The organism is Paenibacillus sp. FSL M8-0212, from assembly GCF_038004645.1.
Classification (GTDB): domain Bacteria; phylum Bacillota; class Bacilli; order Paenibacillales; family Paenibacillaceae; genus Paenibacillus.
This window is the reverse complement of the sequence record NZ_JBBORP010000001.1, coordinates 155,342-172,531: the sequence shown is the minus strand read 5'-3', so window position 1 is coordinate 172,531 and position 17,190 is coordinate 155,342. Positions and strand designations below refer to the sequence as shown.

The following is a 17,190-nucleotide window of genomic DNA, read 5'->3' as shown; positions in this document are numbered from 1 at the left end:
GCTTGGGCGGGAGCGCCGCTAACCAGCGGTGTGCCCGGCAACAAGCGTTCCTACGCCAACCGTGACATAGCAAGACCCGACCTAACACCGTTGAGCAAGACGGGAGTCCAGAGGGCAGAGCCCTCTGGGGTCCTCCCTCGGAAGGGAGGGTTTGGGTGGGTGCGACTACTAACAGATGAGGATGAAGCTAGAATGACCTATAAATTAATTGCACTTGATGTAGATGGAACACTGCTGAATGATCATCATGAACTAACCGAATGGACTCAGGAGACCTTGATCCAAGCTTCCCGTCAGGGAGCAGAGATCGTTCTGTGTTCAGGTAGAGGTCCTGCCAACACGATTCCTTTTATGGAGCAGATGGGACTGGATGGATATGTGATTACACATAATGGTGCCGTAACGGCGCAAGTGGATACCCGTGAGGTGGTTCATCATTTTGCATTAGATGGACAAGGACTAGAGCCGATCATATCGTACTGTCGAGCCAATGGAGTACATTTTGACATCAATACGGCATTTGGTCTATATGTGGATCAACCGGAAGGTTTGGGTTTGCAGGTGCGTGAGATGTATTACAACTTTATGGCCGAGCCACTGGAGTTACCCAAGTGGGTTGATATGACAGAACCGCTGGCGAAGTTCACTGCATTTGGTCCGATTGAACAGATGGATGCAGTACTTCAGGAATGGTCTACCTGGAATCTGCCTTATTATATGACACGGAGTGGTGACTTTTTTATTGATCTGATGCATCCCGAAGCGTCCAAAGGCGCTGCGCTTAAAAGGCTTGCCGAATCGAAGGGAATCTTGCCTTCGGAGATCATGGCGATTGGTAACTACTTCAATGATATTACGATGCTGGCCTTTGCGGGCAAAGGCATTGCCATGGATAACTCACCGGACGAGGTGAAAGCTGCTGCGGACGAGGTTACACTCTCGAATAACGAGCAGGGTGTGGCACATGCGATCCAAAAATATGTCTTATCCGTCTAACCTTACATCTAATATTTGAAATGCACGCTTCCCTCATAATCTACCGTCCTCAGGGGCATCCTAAGAGAATAACATTAGGAATGGAGGAGGACGCGTGATGAAATATGATGTGGAATTGGTTGCAGACCTGCGGACATCAGGTGGAGAAGTACAGGACGTGATGGTCAATGGTCAATATGCAGGCTCACTTTTCCTTGTGTACAGAGAAGGAGATCGTTTATCAGGTAGTCTTCAGATCGAGCAGGAGTCTCTGCCAGATGATACAGAGCAACGTATCGTGGAAAAAGTGCATGCCTATGTTCGATCTCTTGCAGATGCGTTGGAAGCTGCGTATTATGAAGTGCTGGTTAGTTGTGGCTCATTACATACGGTTCTGCATATGCCTGAGTCAGAGACAGTGTGGCCGTCTGAAGAGAGGAATCATGACGAAGGCAGCTATGACGATATAGGTAGCAGTGGAAGTAAGGTAATCCCTGTTTCACAAGCCGAATCGTTTACATATGAAGATCGGGATCAGGTTCTGGAGATGGAAATGGTAAGCGCAGGACGCAGCATATCGACGTATATTTTCAATGATGTAGAAGGGCAGGAACTAGCAGAAGCTTCCTTAAAACAATATGGCGCTGATGTACAAGGTGAAATACACTGGTATGACGAGCCGGAAGAGAATCAATTGGAAGCTGCGGCAGAGTTGCTGGTCAGAGAGCTGGATGAAGATGTCATCGATACGATTACGATTCGCATGTGGCATCAGGGCAACGAACTCGAAACGCTAGAGTGGGTACATCGCGATTTCTCCGAGGAATTTGAGGATACCGATGAATCGGATCTGGATGAGTTGGAAGCTGCTGAAGAAACATGTTATGTCATGCTAAAGCGTAAGGATCGGGAGTTCCGGGTATATGAGCTGTTTCTTCAGGAACGAGGTGGATTGCCTGTGGGAACAGCAACAATAGACACTTCTCATTCCGATCTGACGGGATACATTGATTACGAGGTTCCTGGTACCAGTATTCAGCGAAAGAGCCTGGTCGAAGTGTTGATGCAGGAGTTGGACAAGGAAATGGAGTTTGATACTCTGCACCTTACGATGTTGTATCGAAATCAGATTATTGATGAAGCCAGAATAGATGGGTAAAAGGCAGCTGCCTTTTACCTTTTTTTGTTCTTATTTTGACGAAAAATCCATTTCCCGGTATAGTACCATTAGTTTAAAAGAGATCAGGAAGCGGAGGAGAACAATGATGCACTCATTCAAGATTAGTAGCGAATATATTAACGATGGTTTTCAAGCGGTTCAGGCGAAGCCGGAAGACACGGAGGATGTGATGTCCCTGCTGGTGGAGACAGCCGAATGGTTACAAAGCCAAGGTTCTTCCCAATGGAATGCTTTGCTTAAAGGTGAAGATTCACATGATACGGCAGGGGCGATTCGGCGTGGGGATGTGTTTGTATTTAAAAAAGGAGCGGACGTAGCGGGGATGGTCATCCTTTTGGTTCAGCCAAGCCCTTGGGATATTCATCTTTGGGGTTCAAAAGCTCATGCCGAGGATGGTGCAATTTATCTGCATCGGCTAGCGATTCGAAGAAAATATGCTCAGAGCGGTCTGGGACGGTCCATTTTGCAATGGTCTAGCAGTGGCATACATTTTGAAGGCAAACATACTGTTCGGTTAGATTGCGGAGCGAGCAATGCTACGTTGAACGCCTTTTACGCGCGGAACGGATATACTTTTTTGGGAGAGACCGATGGTTACAGTACATATGAGAAGCCCGTGGAGCTACTGAGCTGAGAATTCTGACTACCCAATGAATATGATGACAACAAACGCGAGCGGTTAACTGCTGAATTAAAGCTTTTGCTTCTGAGGGGCACGTTTCATGAATATGTTGTATATACGAGTTATTGACAAAAGCTTGGTCAGTTTAGCTTTGATTGAGCTGTTTAAATAGCCAAAAGTTTGCAGTATCTTACGTAATATAGATGTTCCGGCTTCCCTATGTCATAATGGATAGTAGATCAGTACGTAAGTTAGAAAGGGGGAAACTAACGGTGAGATTGCTGCAGGCGCTTTTCTTTCCTCCGGAGCAGCCCGGAGGTGTATCCTCTATGATTCCGTATATGCAAGAGAGATTTACAACCCCGAGGTGGGAAATGGATCTGTTCTCGTTGCCAAAGCGAATTCGCAACAAGGGCAGAGAGGAAGTTCAGTTCGAAACGTTTGACTGGACGGAATATCAGGATAGTCCTGTTGTCCAAAAATATATTCAAACTTATCGTGATTATCTATGGTGGACCAAACTGCGTATTCAGAAGCCCTATGATCTGATCCATGCCCACCACCCAATTGCAGGACTTGCGATGAAAACGGTTTTCCCGGATACACCCCTCATTCAGACGATTCACTCCAGTTATGAACGAGAATTAATCCTTAATGGACGCATTGAAACGGATGGACCCGAGCATCGATTCCTGCTTGCGATATATGGTGAGCTGGAACACCAGGCAGAGCGTCTCTTGACGGTGTCAGATTCGTTCCGTCGTTATCTGGCTCCCTACGTGAAGGAACCTGATGTCATCGGTGTGATTCCCAATGGATTTGATGAGAAGCGGTTTAAGCCGATCCCTCATGATAATGCGATACCACAACTGGTCACGGTATGTCGGCTTGTTCCGGCGAAAGGGTTGGATATTCTTTTCAAAGCTTGTGCGGAACTGAAGGGCCGAGGTCATGATTATGTGTTACATATTATTGGAGATGGACCAATTCGTCCTGATTTGGAAGAATTGGCGCAGCGATTGGGCATCTATAATGAGACCATTTTCTATGGTTACACACTGCACCCTGAGGAATTCATGCCATTCTTTGATATTTTTGTACTTCCTTCACGGGCAGAAGCATTTGGTTCCGTCTTCGCTGAAGCGGCGCTGAGTTGTCTTGCCCTTGTGGGTACGGATGTAGGTGGTATACCGGAACAGATCGAGAACGGCAGCAATGGGTTGCTTGTACCGGCAGAAGATCCTTCTGCACTGGCTGAAGCACTTGAAAAGGTGATGCTGGACCCGGCTTATCGTTATGAACTTGCCCGTTCAGCGTGTGAAAAAGCCAAGACACATTACTCGCTCGGCAGATCGGTCAATGAGTTGAAAAAGATGTATCTACAGTTTCCTAGCCAAGCCTAATATGTAGAGCGAAAAGTGCGAGCCGCTGTGATAAACAGCGGCTTTTTGTCATGTTTAACGAAAGAGTACCCGCGGTGACTTGTAGTTATAAGGCAAACGGATGCTCATATTCATGAATTACATGGACCGTGAGATTTTATATATTGTTGCGTTTACGAAAGGTGCCCCAGCGGTTCAGTACCAATTTGGCAGCCCAGATTAATGCCATACTTCCAAAGATGGGGTAAAGGATGGACAGCAGGGAACTGAATCCAAACTGACTGAGTGAGTAACACAACAGCATAATGGTTAATGTAATGAAACGGGGATGGACGCGTATATGTTGTCTGAGTTGCAAGGTCATTCCATAGATATCGGCTACAAAGGTACTGAATATTTCCATGAAAATAAGGGATACATATACAGATTGCACTGCCCATCCAAGTTGAAAGGCAATGCTACCCATCGGGATTTCGAATTGAATGATGCCGGGCATCTGAGCTGACATGGCAAAATGAGCTGCCATCAGCATGAAACCAACACCAATTCCACCCAATACTCCGCCCCATTTCAGCACACTCCGACTACGAATCTGGTTACCTACAGGCACAAGAACAGCTTGAGCCAACACCAGATTGAATGAAGTATACAACAATGGAGACAGCCACACTTGAATAGGGTTTGAGTCTGTCGTCAGTGTGATGAATCGGGAAGCGCCTGGATGATGGATGGTACTGGTGATCATGAGCAGAGATAACAGGAGCATCATGGGCACGACGATGCTATTCATTTGTAGGATGGCCTGAATGCCTCGACCGAGAAGCAGATATGTCCCTACAAGTGTGACGATCAGACCTGTCTGATAATGCAAACCCAGATGTTCGACAAAAACGGAACCTGCTCCGGCAAGCATGACACTGTTCACGCCAATGAGAATGAGAAGGGTCACCCAGGTGATCCATTTTCCCGCCTTGAGGCCGAATAAATGTTTGTTCAGATCCTCATAAGAGCGGGACCCGGTATCGTGAGCGATCAGCATCATTTTGGTACCTAACCAGACAAAGAGCATGGTGGATAAGCCTATGGTGATGGTGGCCCATTTGCCATACTGGGTAAAAAACTGCAAAATTTCCTGCCCTGTAGCGAAGCCGGCTCCGACAACCGTTCCGATGTATGTAAATGCGATCTGCAGCACCCGAAATGCCTGTTTCATGTGTTTCCCCTCTCAGGCCCCTGTATAGTTTGGACATGCGGGTACCATGGTACAAGGTATGCTTGACCCACGAAAGTCATGACAATCGATAATGAGCTTTGGCTTGAATTGCGTCTCAAGGACAGCGCCCAGGCAATTTCGCTTGAACTTATAGATAGATATATGATACTTTTACCTCATAGGATAGGCTTGGGAGGTCAAATCATGGAATTATTGAAACAACGAATTTTACAAGAAGGTGTGGTTATCTCGGATCAAGTATTAAAGCTGGATGGTCTGTTGAACCACCAGATTGATCCTGCATTAACGATGGAGATGGGACGTGAGTTCGCTGCCCGTTTTCGTGAAAGTGGAGTGACTCGGGTAATCACGGTAGAATCCTCAGGGATTCCGGTTGCTTTTGCCGCAGCCTATGAACTTGGGGTGCCCCTTGTATTCGCCCGTCGCAAAAAAACACTTCTGGCTGATCCTGATGCTTACTGTGAACGTGTACCGTCCTTTACTAAAGGAATTGTAACTGACATTATGGTATCCCGCGAGTTCATTCATGAGAATGACCGTATTTTGTTCATTGATGATATCATTGCCAATGGAGATGCCGCTCGTGGCGTCATCAAAATTATCGAGCGTTCCGGTGCGGAACTCGTCGGATTCGGTGTTGTGGTCGAGAAAAGTTTCCAGGCAGGGGCACGCACGATTCGTGAACAGGGTATTCCGGTGGAAGCCTTGGTACGCATTCGTTCCCTGAACGATGGTACGGTACAATTTGACGATAACGAAATGTGACATTTTAAAGGAATAGGGCCTATTTTTTGAACTATGCCTTTGCATGACCGCGGATTTCATTTATAATGGGATTATGTTAGGGAGAGGAGGCAACACCATGGGGAACCAACCGGCAACAGAACAATTTTTCAATGATAAGCTGGCGGAATCGAAAGTTCATTTTGAACGTGCCCTGGATTGTAAACATACGGAATTCGATGACCTTTATCCCTATATGATTGAACATCCTCAATTTTTCTGGTACAAACGCTATGTTGCCTGGTCAGAATTACTGACGATTGTAGGCTTGTGCGAAGAGTTGTCCTTCTCTTGGAAAGAACAATTTACACCGCATCAAGTGGAGTACCTTGAAGAACGTGTGATGTCCGCCAAAGTGCTTGATTTTTGGTTCGAGAAGAACGACAGCAAAGAGCACGCGCAGCGGTAACTTTCAGTCGGGACATAATTTCGAATGACATGACAGTCCAATACAGTCACGTGAGACCTAAATGACATTTCATTTAGGTCTCTTTTTGTAAATAAATTTGGAATATAGGAGCCATGAAGATGATCAGTGATACAGAACTGGACGCCCTGCGTCTGTCAGGTGAGAAAGTAAGAGTAGTACGGGACGAGCTGGAATCTAACGATGTAACCGGGATTGTTGTTGCCTGGGATGGCGAGCAGGTACTTATCCGTCGTCAGAATCGACGTGTCGTCAAGCTGGATCGCGGTTACCGATATCAGCTGTTCAGCGAGCCGCGCCAGAGTCCACTTAGTGAGTAACAGTTTATAATTATGGCAGAGCCATGAGCGTTAAATGTTTAGAATTACCATGATTTGTTGGCATAATTGACTCACTCGGGAGAGAAGATAGGTACAGTGAGGAAGATCTGTAACTATAGCCGAGAGGGTGTGCTACAAGCCATGACATTGATGAATGATAAAGTTCATGCCTACAAGGATCAGATTGGAGCATTAAGCGATGTACTGCCAGGTGTGGTGAAGTCATATCATGAGTTTACGGGAGAATGTTTCCAACCTGGCGTGATTGATGCCAAGACAAAACAGCTCATTGCGCTCGGCATTGGATTGTTTGCCAACAATGAGGTATGTACTTTCTACCATGTAGAAGAAGCCCGTGCCAAGGGCGCTACAGATCAGGAGATCATGGAGACCGTAGCCGTGGCCGGAGCTGTAGGAGGCGGACATGCTCTGTCTCAGGGCGCGATGCGAGTGCAGAAGGCGCTACATTAATATAAAAAACATTGTGAAAAAGTAACAGGGTTATACTTCCCTTCAATATGGGAGTATAACCCTGTTTTTTAAAGATCGTTTTTACTTTCTTTACTGTTTGCTTTTTTATTATACTTGTCCACATCAGCAAATTTCTCCATAACGGAGTAGTTTGCTGTATAGTTTATTGTGGAGTACCGTTCAGGACGAAATTCAATCTTAGAGCGATCAGTATCCCAGAGATATATAATGGAATTATCGAAGGTCTTGCTTCCAGGCTGACCATATTTATTCGTTAGCTCTTCCAGAATTTCATCAGAATCCTGACTATTTAACATGCCAAAATAATATGTGGCCTCGTGGAGCAAGAAGTCATCTAATGGATATTCATCTGCTGCATTTTCCATTTCTTCAAGGCGCTGGTCCATTATTTTGTATATCTCTTCTTTCCTTGTTTCTGTTGTATTGGGGTTATTTAATTCCTCTGATAATTCCTTTCCTTCTTCCATCATTTCCAGAATGCTATCATTGTCTAATAAATCAGTGAAAACGTATTTAGCATCTGCTTTCTTACCCAGAACTACAAGATTAGAATATTCGATACTTTTCTCATGTTCATTATGTACGTCCTCTTCATAACCTGAGTTACCTTTCTTTTCTTCAGTTGAAATGACTTTGTCGATCTTGGTACCCCATGAAACATCTCTAAAATCTTTTTCGTTCTCACTACTGCATCCTAAACTACCTATTACTAAAATAGCAAAACTTAAAACAAACATTAACTTTTTCAATTGTTCTCCTCATCTCCTTTTATTTCCTAAAACATTTTACATTGTTTAAGAAAGTAGTTGAAGACAAAAAATGGTTAAACAAAAAAGGCATTCGGTTAATAACCGATGCCTTTTTGTATGTGAATTACATTTTACCTAACATTTTATCATACATAAACTGTCCAGTTACCCGACGTGCTGTTACATAGCGGTCATTGAAGTATGGATTCGATAACTTTGTGATGCTTACACCTTTACTGCTGGAGGCATGAGCGAATTGTCCGCCGCCGATATATACACCTGTATGTGAAATGCCTTTGCCTGTTGTATTAAAGAACACCAGATCACCTGTCCGAACATTGCTTTTGGCTACCGGAGTACCTGCTTTGGCTTGCTGCTGAGAAGTACGTGGCAATTCAATGCTGTATTTGTTGAAAAGATATCTCATAAAACCAGAACAGTCAAAGCCGGCTACAGTCGTGCCACCCCATTTGTAAGGAATACCTGTCATGTTGTTCACTACGGAGTTGATACTGCTTGCCTCTGTGCTTGTTGCCCCGGATGTAAATAATACAGCTGCTCCAAAAATGGAGATAATCAGTTTTTTCAAAATCAATGTTCTCCCTTCGATGCCTACGGAGTTAGCTAAGGGTTCGGTAGAAGGTTCCCTATATTTCCTATGTATAAGAATAATTCACCCAAATTGGTTCCCCCGTTTTCAAACATGAAACTCGGCAATGAATAATTAAGTTTTTGTAACTATTTGAAACTATATTGCATAAATGCGTAATTGTCAAACCCATTTAAAACCCTTCGTAATACCTCAATGTTAGCGGAATTAAGGTTTTTATATGAAAGAAGGGATCAAGTTTGGGTATCATTCATGACAAAAACGTCATTATTGATTCGCTTAAGACGAATTTGGATAAATAAATAGGTTTGTCATGAGTTAAAAGAACTATTCCGTTATGTAGAATTAGAGATATTATATTCATTAAGTTGCATATATTGACAAAAATCGATTTTTTGCATATTATCTGAATATCCAATCCACATATTGGATTAAAATTGATTTTATTATGCGATAAATACAAATAAAGGAGGTTTGGGGACACTTATCATAGGTAAAGTAGAAGTGGCAGATTTATAAAAACGAACATAGGAGAGTGTTACATTTGAAAGCGAAGAAAATAATTACTTTTGTCCTGGCATGTACGATGGTGTTCTCAGCAGTTGGAATGGCAGTTCTCCCTGTAGGGACGGTATCTGCTGCGGATGCATCGGGTACTACAGCGAGTATTTCTGATATTTTGAAGAACCAGCTGCCGGATGGAGGTTGGAGAAAAGATTATAAACAGACAAGTGGAGAGTGGGCGAAGTCCACGATAGACAACAAGGCTACATACTCAGAAATTAGAAGATTGGCGAAGGAATTCAAAAAGACGAATGATCCGCGATACTCCACAGCTGCAATCAAAGGAATTAACTTTTTGATCAACATGCAGTATTCAAACGGCGGATGGCCACAAGTCTACCAAAGCTCCGGATATCACAAACATATTACCTACAATGATGATGCCATGATTAATGTAATGATCATGCTCGATGAAGTAGCGACACGCAAAGGTGATTTCTCGTTTATCGACAGCACACTTGCTAACCGCAGTAAAAATTCAGTTGCCAAAGGTGTGGAGGCGATTCTGAATACACAAGTCGTTTCAGGTGGTAAGCTGACAGCATGGGGACAACAACATGATTCCAGTTCCCTTAAACCAGCGAGCGCAAGAATCTACGAAGTGCCATCGCTGACAGCTGGAGAAAGTGTAACAATCGTTAAATTCCTGAAAACGAGACCTGCTAACTCTAAAATCACAGCATCCATTAAAGGAGCGGAGGCTTGGTTTAACAAGGTGAAAATTACGGGTTACAAGTATGAAAGAGCTAATGGAGATAGTAAAATTATTGCTGATTCCAAAGCTGCACCGATTTGGGCACGCTTCTATGAGATCGGAACAGATAAACCAATCTTTATTGGTCGCGACGGGGTAGTTAAATACAAATTAAGTGATATTGATAAAGAAAGAAGAGGCGGTTATGCATGGTATGGCAACTGGCCTTCCAAGCTTTAATTTGTAGTTAAAGGTAAAGCCCGAATCGATGGACGTCTGGTTCGGGTTTTATTGTTATTATTTTCAGTGTTGACATGATAGATTCCGCATGATATATTATTTCTTGTCGCCGATATTGATGGCGGAGATACAATATGCGGTCGTGGCGGAATTGGCAGACGCGCACGGTTCAGGTCCGTGTGGGCTAACCCCCCGTGGAGGTTCGAGTCCTCTCGACCGCATCTAACAAAAAGACTCCTTAAGCTAACGCTTAAGGAGTCTTTTTTGCATTTTTTGATATAACACTAACTTTAGACTTGAGTATCCAAGAGGTTAGTGCTTAGCTGCATGTACAGCAAATGTCTTCCATCACCCTAAGGAACGTTTATTGCGCTGCGGTAACATTAATGCTGTCAATATTCGGTCCTTCCGATCCGGTGGTAACCACTTTCAATGTATTGGTCCCCGTGTTCATGGGGACCTGTATTGTTTTTTCAACCCAAGTGGACCAGCTTCCCGTAGCCGGAAAGGGCTCGTTGCTGATAACTTTGGTTCCGTTAACAAAAATGTCGAGGTTCCGTGTTCCACTTTCCAGCGCATAACGAAACTTTACGTTTTTGGTACCTGTTGTAGCATTATTAATGCCGTTCCATTGAATGGCTGAACCAGTCATCGCATTGAAGTTAACATACCCGGAGCCAGTGTAACCGGGGTAGATTGTTTCAATGGCAGCTTCCGTAAGTGATGTTCCGGTCTCAGCTTCATACGTAGTGCCACTGCCTGTATTCCCGCCGCTATTTCCGCCAGTAATGTTGGCAACAAATGTTGTTACGCTCTGAGGCGGGAGCTGTGCCGTGAAGGCTCCATTGGATACGGTAAGCAGGGTTCCGCTTGCCAGGTTTCGACTGCTGTCCGTAATCCATGAGGACACAGTGGAGGCATTACCATTCTGCAGAACGAATTTTTGGCTTGTGGCTGAAGTTCCACGGTTAATTGCCACGACGACAACTTTGTTATCACCTTTGTATGCAGAAACAAATGTGTTTGTATCCGGGTTCTTGGTTGCATCCACTCTGAGATAGCCAGGGCGTACAAATTTGGAGAAATGGGCCATATTATACCCGCGTTTGCTTATGGTACCGTCCTCTTTCATCGGACCATACTGTCTGCGAATGTACCACCACACATAAGCCTGGAAATCACCTTCTACCATGGCATTGTGCATGTGATAGGAAACCTCCAGTGCTTCAGGCCAGCGGTCAGCTGAGTTGTTGTCACTGTTCGGAACATACACCTCAGTCATCCACAGTTCTTTACCGGCTCCTTTTTGCTTAAAGAGAGGGTAGGCAAAGTTCGAAATTTGGGTTCCGTACGTATGTGCTCCCAGAATGTCCATGTTGGCAAGTGCCTGCGGATCATTCAGGATTGGGTCGGATATGTTCTTTAAGTACTGGAACGATTCAGGCGCCATGACCTTAGTACCTTGAATGGACCCGGCATTTTCTTTCATGAAGCGAAGGATCTCTTGTGGAGTCCACCAGGTCCAGTCATGAGCATAATCCGGTTCATTTTGCACAGAAATGGCATACAGATCTACGCCGTTATTTTTCATGTAGGTTACAAAGTCGTTCAGATGTTGCGCATATGCGGCATATTTGTCGTATTTCAGACGTTTGGCATTGGTGTCCCCATTGCGGTTGAATGTTTCAACCATGCTGCTTGGAGGATTCCATGGGGATGCAAATACGATAGCCCCTTTTTCAATAGCCCGTTTGGCTGTGGCAACTTCACGATACCAGTTATTAGAATCTGGATCGACGTAGATCCTGAGAATTGAAAAGCCTAACTGATTCTGGTCATTACCAAATGCAGTTTCACGTTGAGCGGGAGTCAGATCACCAATCCAGGCAGGAAGGTTAATGCCCCCAAAGCCCTTGATCAGTTGTTTTTCTGAGGACAAATTAATGTTGGCATCACTTGCCGCCGAAACTTGTGTAGGACTTAACATGAGGGGCAGAGCTGTTAAGCAGGCCAATAAAACATTGATCGTCTTTTTGAATTTGAATTTCACTACTTTCATCCTCCTCGATAATGGTAAATGGTTACATAGAGAAACCGCGACCAGGAAAACAAACAAGAATAGCGGATTGACTGGCATTTATTTTATGTAAACCCTTTCAAAACCTCCTTCCATAAATCATAGGATAGAAATGAAGCATAGAACCTCTTTCATTTGTTGATTCTACTAAATAATTCCTAAACTGAAAACCTGACAAATTACAGTATTTTTTCTAATTAATCTCTATTTTCTAACTATTCAATGACAGTTCTTGTCTGATTGCAAAAGGAAAACTGGAATGATGGGGGGCTTAGCTTGAGATAGAGGTCTCCAATGGCGGGGATATTGTTATTAAGGAAGGCTTTGGCTTACATATTCCTCCCTTCATTATCAAACAATGAGATCACAGAAGTTACTGGGAGGGAATCATGATGAAGGTACAGAGAAAGATTTATCGATTCATTGCAGGTATCATGGCATTTTTGATTGTGTTTTGCGCAGGCATATCGGCAGGAGGGCCTACAGCGGCAGCTTCAGAGTCTACATCGAATCACAAACGGTTAGCGATTATCATCGATGATGTTGGTAATGACATGAAGGGTACGGCAGAGATCTTGGCGATGCCAGTTAAACTAACGGTAGCGGTCATGCCTTTTTTGCCAACAACGAAGAAAGATGCGATGGCTGCACATGAAAAGGGGATGGATGTGATTGTGCACATGCCCATGGAACCCAAGAAAGGACGACCTGAATGGCTGGGCCCTGGTGCAATCACATCCAATCTAACAGATGAAGAAGTCCGCTCACGAGTGGAGAAAGCGATTGATGATGTGCCCCACGCAATTGGCATGAACAATCATATGGGTTCCAAAATTACTTCAGACAAACGCATCATGTCCATTGTGCTCGATGTATGCAAGGAGCGGGGCCTTTTCTTTGTGGACAGCCGTACGAACTTTCGCTCGGTGGTGGGGGAACTGGCCATATCCAAAAATATGCCACCTGTAGGTAATGACATTTTCCTGGATGATCAAAACTCGAAGCAACATATTCGCAAGCAAATGGATCTGGCAGCTCAGCGTGCAATCGACAAGGATATCTGTGTTGTCATTGGTCATGTCGGTCAAACGGGAATGAACACATCCGCAGTGATTCGTGAATCCGTCTCCCGTCTGCAAAATCAGGTTCAATTTGTAGGAATCGGTGATCTGGTTCGAGATGTGTGGCAATGGCATTCTGCTCCTACACTACCGACAGATAATAAATAATGCCGTTGGCAATAGATTGGGCGATTCGTTTTTGCTCAGCGGGGTCACTCATTCTGGCTCGATCTGCCGCATTGCTCAAAAATCCAGTTTCGACGATGACGGCAGGTTGCTTCACGTAATTCAATAAATAAAAGGGCTTGCCCCATACGACCCCGTGCTCCGTTCCGTACAACTTGTTCATAGCGTCCTGAATGGATTGGCCCAGCAAATAACTCCTGCCTTCTTTCTGGTGCAATACCACCGGGCCGTGTGCGGCCGATCGGGGACTCCAGTTCGCATGGATGCTGACCACAATATCTGTACTTACTTCTTCGCTAAGGCTTTTACGTTGGGCAAGATCCCTGGTATGACGGGAGCGGCTGTTCAGCCAGCGGTTCTCATCACTAAGTGCATAATCACCAAGTCGATTGATGATAACGGCATAACCTTTGCTGCGAAGCAGGAGATAGACCTTTTCGCTAATGGCCAGGTTGATATCTTTTTCCAGCACACCTTGGGCTGATGTACCACCGTCAATACCGCCATGGCCTACATCGAGCAGGATAACGGGTGCTGCAAAGGCATGATGACTTGAGCGATAAGCATCTCCATCGGTCACCGGCAGCATGGATGGACTGTTCTGGGACGGGGCTGCTTTTCCATAAGCGACATGGGGCAGCATGGGTAGGCAATGGAAGCTTAGTAGCAAGGCTACCGAAGCGGTCAGCAGCTTATACATGGGAATACACACTCCTTAATGAAATAGGTATCGAATGCAGATTAATGACTCTATGGATACCTTTGGCATTAGACTGTGCATTCTGAGGTTTTTCATACTCCTTTCAATAAAAAAATGTTTAACCAGTAGACATCCTGCACACAATAGAACTATCGTAAGCTCCGCGAATGTGCAGGAGCGAAGGAGGCAGAATTATGGCCAAAAGTGATGAATTGGTAAAATATATTACGCAGCGTGTTGTTCATTATATTGATACGCCGAAGGAAGAGCGGAAAGGTCGCACCAAAAGGAAAGAGCCGTGGGCGATGAAGTGGTTTGGTATGATCCCTTTCGCTGTATCCCTGTGGGTGGGGAAAAAGGAAAAAGAATTCGATACACAGTCCCATAAACGAAGTTCTTCGGGTAAAGGGTGACTATCGCTTACCTATTTCACTAATGTAAAACCAAAAGACGCAATCCCTTAATAAAATGGGAAGGCGTCTTATTTGTTGTTTAACAGGTTATCTGACTGTACTGTATCTTAAGATTTTGCTGATAATCAAGGATTTACGATGTAAAAATGGCCATCTTGCTGCAATGTGCTCAAAGGGACAAAGCGTTGAATGGATGATTTTCCGCCTAACGCTACATATAGAATGGACTCTGCTTCCTGATCTGTGTGCCACAGCTGATAACCGCTAACGGGTAGAGGACCGCCGTATACGACGTTACGATCATCCGCTGAGAAAACAATCTCTTGATTCTCCCCGTGTTGTATCACATCTTGTGCCCGGTCGGCAGCAACAGGCTTGGAGGTAATCCACAACAGATTGTCAGCCGGATTGAAGACGGGTCGGAGATGAAGTGGATCGACTGATAAAGATGGCGTTGTGGATAAATCAGTTATGCTGGCAGAGTTCTTTTTGGAATCAGCCTCCAGCAGGTTTAGGAACTCTGACGGCAGTACATCTCCGTTCGTAGCATCAATATAAAGTGCAGGATGATTAGGTTGCTCCACTTTCCAATAAGCCAGCAGGGGAAGAGCATAACCAAGATGAAGCTCTCCTCCGCCAGCAAGTAATGCCTCAAGGTTCACATGTTGCCGATCCAAGGCTTGTCCAAGAAGTTCATTGTTGTATGGTGACTGTTCTCCATGACCATATTCACTAAGCATCATCTGACCCTGCTCTGTGGCTGTAATAATCATATATCCGATAGGGTTGCCTTCAAACTCAGCTTGTACGAGCCAGCTATGTGTACCTGGACCCAGAGGGTAGAAATCCAGATCGGCGTTCTTCCAATGCGCTTCGCCGTTCACTGTACCAAGTGTAACAGCTTGTTGCTCTGCAAACCGTTGCACAGCAGCGGGAGCTAGCTTTTCATTCTGAATGCCATGATGTTCGGGGCTATACTCTGTTGATGATGCGGGGGATAGCGAAGACGTTTTTTGTTCCTCTGCATTGGCTATCGACCAAAAAGAGAACAGGGCAAGACAACTGAGCAAGCCCAAGGTTATACAGGTTGTTTTCCGAGCGTTGTTCCAACATGTATGAAAGAATCGTTTCAAATTTACACCTACTTTTCATTTATCCGTTACCTGAGCGGGTTCTAGTTTCATTCTAGGGGACAGGCTATGCAAAGGTTGCCGCAACCTGTCGGGCAGCTGATCATGAATAAACACTACTTTTGCCAGCATTTGCAGGAAAAGTAGTGTCTTCGTCTATCTTAAGTGAAACATGCCGCTGCTAATGGCAGTCACTTTCACTTTGGGTTCATATTGCCAGATCATCTCGGTCCGGCGTGTCTCATACTGCAGTTTCATAGCTTCACGATCTATTACCGCCTGTTTTGCTTTCTCTTCTTCGGCATCTGTCTCGGAGTTGATCGGTACTGCGGCTTCTGCCGCCAGTTCTACATCTGCTCCAATGGGTTTAGCGTTCTTTATATCCACAACTTTTTTCAGTTGTGCAGGTGGCGTGCGGTCAGAATGGACATTCTCCGTGTCTGAGGTTACGTTACCTGGTGATTCTACCTCAGGTGTATCTTCTCGGAGTACCGCTTCATAATAGGTGTCCAACACGTCCAGCTCCAGATCAAGCCGCTCTTGGGCTTTCTCTGCCCAGCTATAATCGAGTTCCAGCAAGCGGTTCGTCAAATGAGATTCCAAAGCAGCTCCGGCATCAAATAACGAAACTTTAGCTGTCTGTACATGCATGTTCTCCGCCAGCCTCGGACTAAGATCACGTCGGTTCAGCTTGGTGCCGAATTTCTCTATAATTTCACCCGAGCGAAGGGAGATGCCGAGAAAATGCAATTCCTCCCGTTTCAAATCACAGGCGAATTCCACCTTGAAACAGACACCAAGCCAAGGCTCATATACAGCTGGCGCTGTAGCGCGCAATTGCCGTTTGGCAGCCTGCTCGAACAGATTTACGAAGGCGCCGCCTTCACGGGCTGCGCCGAAAATCTGCTGGAGTCTGCGACTACCGTATACCACTTCTTCACGCAATATTCGTCCTGGCCCCAGCTGTGGCAGAGATGGCGTAATACCGAAGTAACGGCCTAGAATAGTTTCTTTTGGTGGCTCGCCTTGAGGACTGCCATTGGTTACGCCATTTGTTCCCTCAGGGTTAGGTACAACAGGAGGTGATGCTTGCGCAGCTTTGGCTTCTGCTGCTTCAATGGCCTGCTGATAACTGTCAGGATCAAATATAAATGTAAAGGACATCGTCTCAGCGGGTGCTCCGGTTCGTTCCACGAACCCCCAATAATAGGGGCGATTGGTCAACGCTTTGTCCGCCTCAGGCGAGAGTTTGACTGTAACATGGGCGGGAGAACGCTCCATAATCTGACAATCAAGTGCTTCCAGATAGGTGAGAACATAAGCCTGCACTTCATGGGGCGACATGGTCATG

18 protein-coding genes, 1 tRNA gene and 1 riboswitch are annotated in these 17,190 nt (G+C 45.2%); of the genes, 12 read left to right on the top strand and 7 right to left on the bottom strand.

Annotated elements, in window-relative coordinates:
* The first annotated feature begins 192 nt into the window (after nucleotides 1-192).
* From MKX68_RS00700 to MKX68_RS00685, 4 genes are all read left to right on the top strand, one after another.
* Nucleotides 193-996 (top strand): Cof-type HAD-IIB family hydrolase, encoded by an 804-nt coding sequence (locus tag MKX68_RS00700; protein ID WP_340915233.1) that lies wholly within the window; start codon nucleotides 193-195, stop codon nucleotides 994-996.
* Between the two features lie 97 nt (nucleotides 997-1,093).
* A complete protein-coding gene (locus tag MKX68_RS00695; RefSeq protein WP_340908385.1) occupies nucleotides 1,094-2,134 on the top strand; it encodes a hypothetical protein in 1,041 nt (346 codons plus the stop codon).
* Between the two features lie 106 nt (nucleotides 2,135-2,240).
* Complete coding sequence (locus MKX68_RS00690) at nucleotides 2,241-2,789, top strand: GNAT family N-acetyltransferase (RefSeq protein WP_338594896.1); 549 nt, start codon at nucleotides 2,241-2,243, stop codon at nucleotides 2,787-2,789.
* 260 nt (nucleotides 2,790-3,049) lie between these two features.
* A complete protein-coding gene (locus tag MKX68_RS00685; protein WP_340908383.1) occupies nucleotides 3,050-4,180 on the top strand; it encodes a glycosyltransferase family 4 protein in 1,131 nt (376 codons plus the stop codon).
* A gap of 136 nt (nucleotides 4,181-4,316) precedes the next feature.
* Here MKX68_RS00685 and MKX68_RS00680 read toward each other — a convergent pair whose 3' ends face one another.
* Complete coding sequence (locus MKX68_RS00680) at nucleotides 4,317-5,372, bottom strand: YkvI family membrane protein (protein WP_340908381.1); 1,056 nt, start codon at nucleotides 5,370-5,372, stop codon at nucleotides 4,317-4,319.
* 204 nt (nucleotides 5,373-5,576) lie between these two features.
* On the opposite strand from MKX68_RS00680, the gene MKX68_RS00675 reads away from it, so the two are divergent.
* The 4 genes from MKX68_RS00675 (at nucleotide 5,577) to MKX68_RS00660 (ending at nucleotide 7,394) form a co-directional block, all read left to right on the top strand.
* The gene (locus MKX68_RS00675; RefSeq protein WP_036609617.1) at nucleotides 5,577-6,158 is read left to right on the top strand and encodes a xanthine phosphoribosyltransferase; all 582 of its coding nucleotides are present in this window, start codon (nucleotides 5,577-5,579) and stop codon (nucleotides 6,156-6,158) included.
* Nucleotides 6,159-6,255: 97 nt separating this feature from the next.
* Nucleotides 6,256-6,585 (top strand): hypothetical protein, encoded by a 330-nt coding sequence (locus MKX68_RS00670; protein WP_036609615.1) that lies wholly within the window; start codon nucleotides 6,256-6,258, stop codon nucleotides 6,583-6,585.
* A 119-nt stretch (nucleotides 6,586-6,704) separates the two neighbouring features.
* Nucleotides 6,705-6,923, top strand: coding sequence for a hypothetical protein (locus MKX68_RS00665; RefSeq protein ID WP_307413871.1), 219 nt, complete (start codon nucleotides 6,705-6,707; stop codon nucleotides 6,921-6,923).
* 141 nt (nucleotides 6,924-7,064) lie between these two features.
* Nucleotides 7,065-7,394 (top strand): carboxymuconolactone decarboxylase family protein, encoded by a 330-nt coding sequence (locus MKX68_RS00660; protein ID WP_017689352.1) that lies wholly within the window; start codon nucleotides 7,065-7,067, stop codon nucleotides 7,392-7,394.
* A gap of 68 nt (nucleotides 7,395-7,462) precedes the next feature.
* On the opposite strand, the gene MKX68_RS00655 is transcribed toward MKX68_RS00660, so the two are convergent.
* On the bottom strand, nucleotides 7,463-8,164 hold the full coding sequence (locus MKX68_RS00655; RefSeq protein ID WP_340908375.1) for a hypothetical protein: 702 nt from the start codon (nucleotides 8,162-8,164) through the stop codon (nucleotides 7,463-7,465).
* Between the two features lie 124 nt (nucleotides 8,165-8,288).
* The gene (locus tag MKX68_RS00650; protein WP_091032168.1) at nucleotides 8,289-8,753 is read right to left on the bottom strand and encodes a C40 family peptidase; all 465 of its coding nucleotides are present in this window, start codon (nucleotides 8,751-8,753) and stop codon (nucleotides 8,289-8,291) included.
* 5 nt (nucleotides 8,754-8,758) lie between these two features.
* Nucleotides 8,759-8,890, bottom strand: a riboswitch (cyclic di-AMP (ydaO/yuaA leader).
* A 428-nt stretch (nucleotides 8,891-9,318) separates the two neighbouring features.
* Between MKX68_RS00650 and pelA the strand changes: the two genes are divergently transcribed.
* The gene (gene pelA, locus MKX68_RS00645) at nucleotides 9,319-10,272 is read left to right on the top strand and encodes a pectate lyase (protein WP_445671056.1); all 954 of its coding nucleotides are present in this window, start codon (nucleotides 9,319-9,321) and stop codon (nucleotides 10,270-10,272) included.
* Between the two features lie 136 nt (nucleotides 10,273-10,408).
* Nucleotides 10,409-10,493, top strand: a tRNA-Leu gene (locus MKX68_RS00640).
* 143 nt (nucleotides 10,494-10,636) lie between these two features.
* On the opposite strand, the gene MKX68_RS00635 is transcribed toward MKX68_RS00640, so the two are convergent.
* Nucleotides 10,637-12,331: a carbohydrate-binding protein gene (locus tag MKX68_RS00635; protein ID WP_445671055.1), complete on the bottom strand. Its 1,695-nt coding sequence runs from the start codon at nucleotides 12,329-12,331 to the stop codon at nucleotides 10,637-10,639.
* A gap of 410 nt (nucleotides 12,332-12,741) precedes the next feature.
* Between MKX68_RS00635 and MKX68_RS00630 the strand changes: the two genes are divergently transcribed.
* Complete coding sequence (locus tag MKX68_RS00630; protein ID WP_340908369.1) at nucleotides 12,742-13,578, top strand: divergent polysaccharide deacetylase family protein; 837 nt, start codon at nucleotides 12,742-12,744, stop codon at nucleotides 13,576-13,578.
* Here MKX68_RS00630 and MKX68_RS00625 read toward each other — a convergent pair.
* Nucleotides 13,553-14,296 (bottom strand): N-acetylmuramoyl-L-alanine amidase family protein, encoded by a 744-nt coding sequence (locus tag MKX68_RS00625; protein ID WP_340908366.1) that lies wholly within the window; start codon nucleotides 14,294-14,296, stop codon nucleotides 13,553-13,555. The two genes, MKX68_RS00630 and MKX68_RS00625, sit on opposite strands and share 26 nt — an antisense overlap.
* Before the next feature lie 194 nt (nucleotides 14,297-14,490).
* Between MKX68_RS00625 and MKX68_RS00620 the strand changes: the two genes are divergently transcribed.
* Entirely contained in the window at nucleotides 14,491-14,709 is a 219-nt protein-coding gene (locus tag MKX68_RS00620) for a YqzE family protein (RefSeq protein ID WP_091032160.1), read from the top strand.
* Between the two features lie 125 nt (nucleotides 14,710-14,834).
* Here the strand turns inward: MKX68_RS00620 and MKX68_RS00615 are convergent, their stop codons facing one another.
* Together MKX68_RS00615 and MKX68_RS00610 are read right to left on the bottom strand one after the other, a co-directional pair.
* Nucleotides 14,835-15,785: a hypothetical protein gene (locus MKX68_RS00615; protein ID WP_340908363.1), complete on the bottom strand. Its 951-nt coding sequence runs from the start codon at nucleotides 15,783-15,785 to the stop codon at nucleotides 14,835-14,837.
* A gap of 210 nt (nucleotides 15,786-15,995) precedes the next feature.
* Nucleotides 15,996-17,189 (bottom strand): YqhG family protein, encoded by a 1,194-nt coding sequence (locus MKX68_RS00610; protein WP_340908360.1) that lies wholly within the window; start codon nucleotides 17,187-17,189, stop codon nucleotides 15,996-15,998.
* Between the last annotated feature and the right edge of the window lies 1 nt (nucleotide 17,190).

What these genes read in the sequence shown, in the direction of transcription:
- MKX68_RS00700 (WP_340915233.1), top strand. Translation starts at nt 193, where the DNA reads ATGACCTATAAATTAATTGCACTTGATGTAGATGGAACACTGCTGAAT.
- MKX68_RS00695 (WP_340908385.1), top strand. Translation starts at nt 1,094, where the DNA reads ATGAAATATGATGTGGAATTGGTTGCAGACCTGCGGACATCAGGTGGA.
- MKX68_RS00690 (WP_338594896.1), top strand. Translation starts at nt 2,241, where the DNA reads ATGCACTCATTCAAGATTAGTAGCGAATATATTAACGATGGTTTTCAA.
- MKX68_RS00680 (WP_340908381.1), bottom strand. Translation starts at nt 5,372, where the DNA reads ATGAAACAGGCATTTCGGGTGCTGCAGATCGCATTTACATACATCGGA.
- MKX68_RS00675 (WP_036609617.1), top strand. Translation starts at nt 5,577, where the DNA reads ATGGAATTATTGAAACAACGAATTTTACAAGAAGGTGTGGTTATCTCG.
- MKX68_RS00670 (WP_036609615.1), top strand. Translation starts at nt 6,256, where the DNA reads ATGGGGAACCAACCGGCAACAGAACAATTTTTCAATGATAAGCTGGCG.
- MKX68_RS00665 (WP_307413871.1), top strand. Translation starts at nt 6,705, where the DNA reads ATGATCAGTGATACAGAACTGGACGCCCTGCGTCTGTCAGGTGAGAAA.
- MKX68_RS00660 (WP_017689352.1), top strand. Translation starts at nt 7,065, where the DNA reads ATGACATTGATGAATGATAAAGTTCATGCCTACAAGGATCAGATTGGA.
- MKX68_RS00635 (WP_445671055.1), bottom strand. Translation starts at nt 12,331, where the DNA reads ATGAAAGTAGTGAAATTCAAATTCAAAAAGACGATCAATGTTTTATTG.
- MKX68_RS00630 (WP_340908369.1), top strand. Translation starts at nt 12,742, where the DNA reads ATGAAGGTACAGAGAAAGATTTATCGATTCATTGCAGGTATCATGGCA.
- MKX68_RS00625 (WP_340908366.1), bottom strand. Translation starts at nt 14,296, where the DNA reads ATGTATAAGCTGCTGACCGCTTCGGTAGCCTTGCTACTAAGCTTCCAT.
- MKX68_RS00620 (WP_091032160.1), top strand. Translation starts at nt 14,491, where the DNA reads ATGGCCAAAAGTGATGAATTGGTAAAATATATTACGCAGCGTGTTGTT.
- MKX68_RS00610 (WP_340908360.1), bottom strand. Translation starts at nt 17,189, where the DNA reads ATGACCATGTCGCCCCATGAAGTGCAGGCTTATGTTCTCACCTATCTG.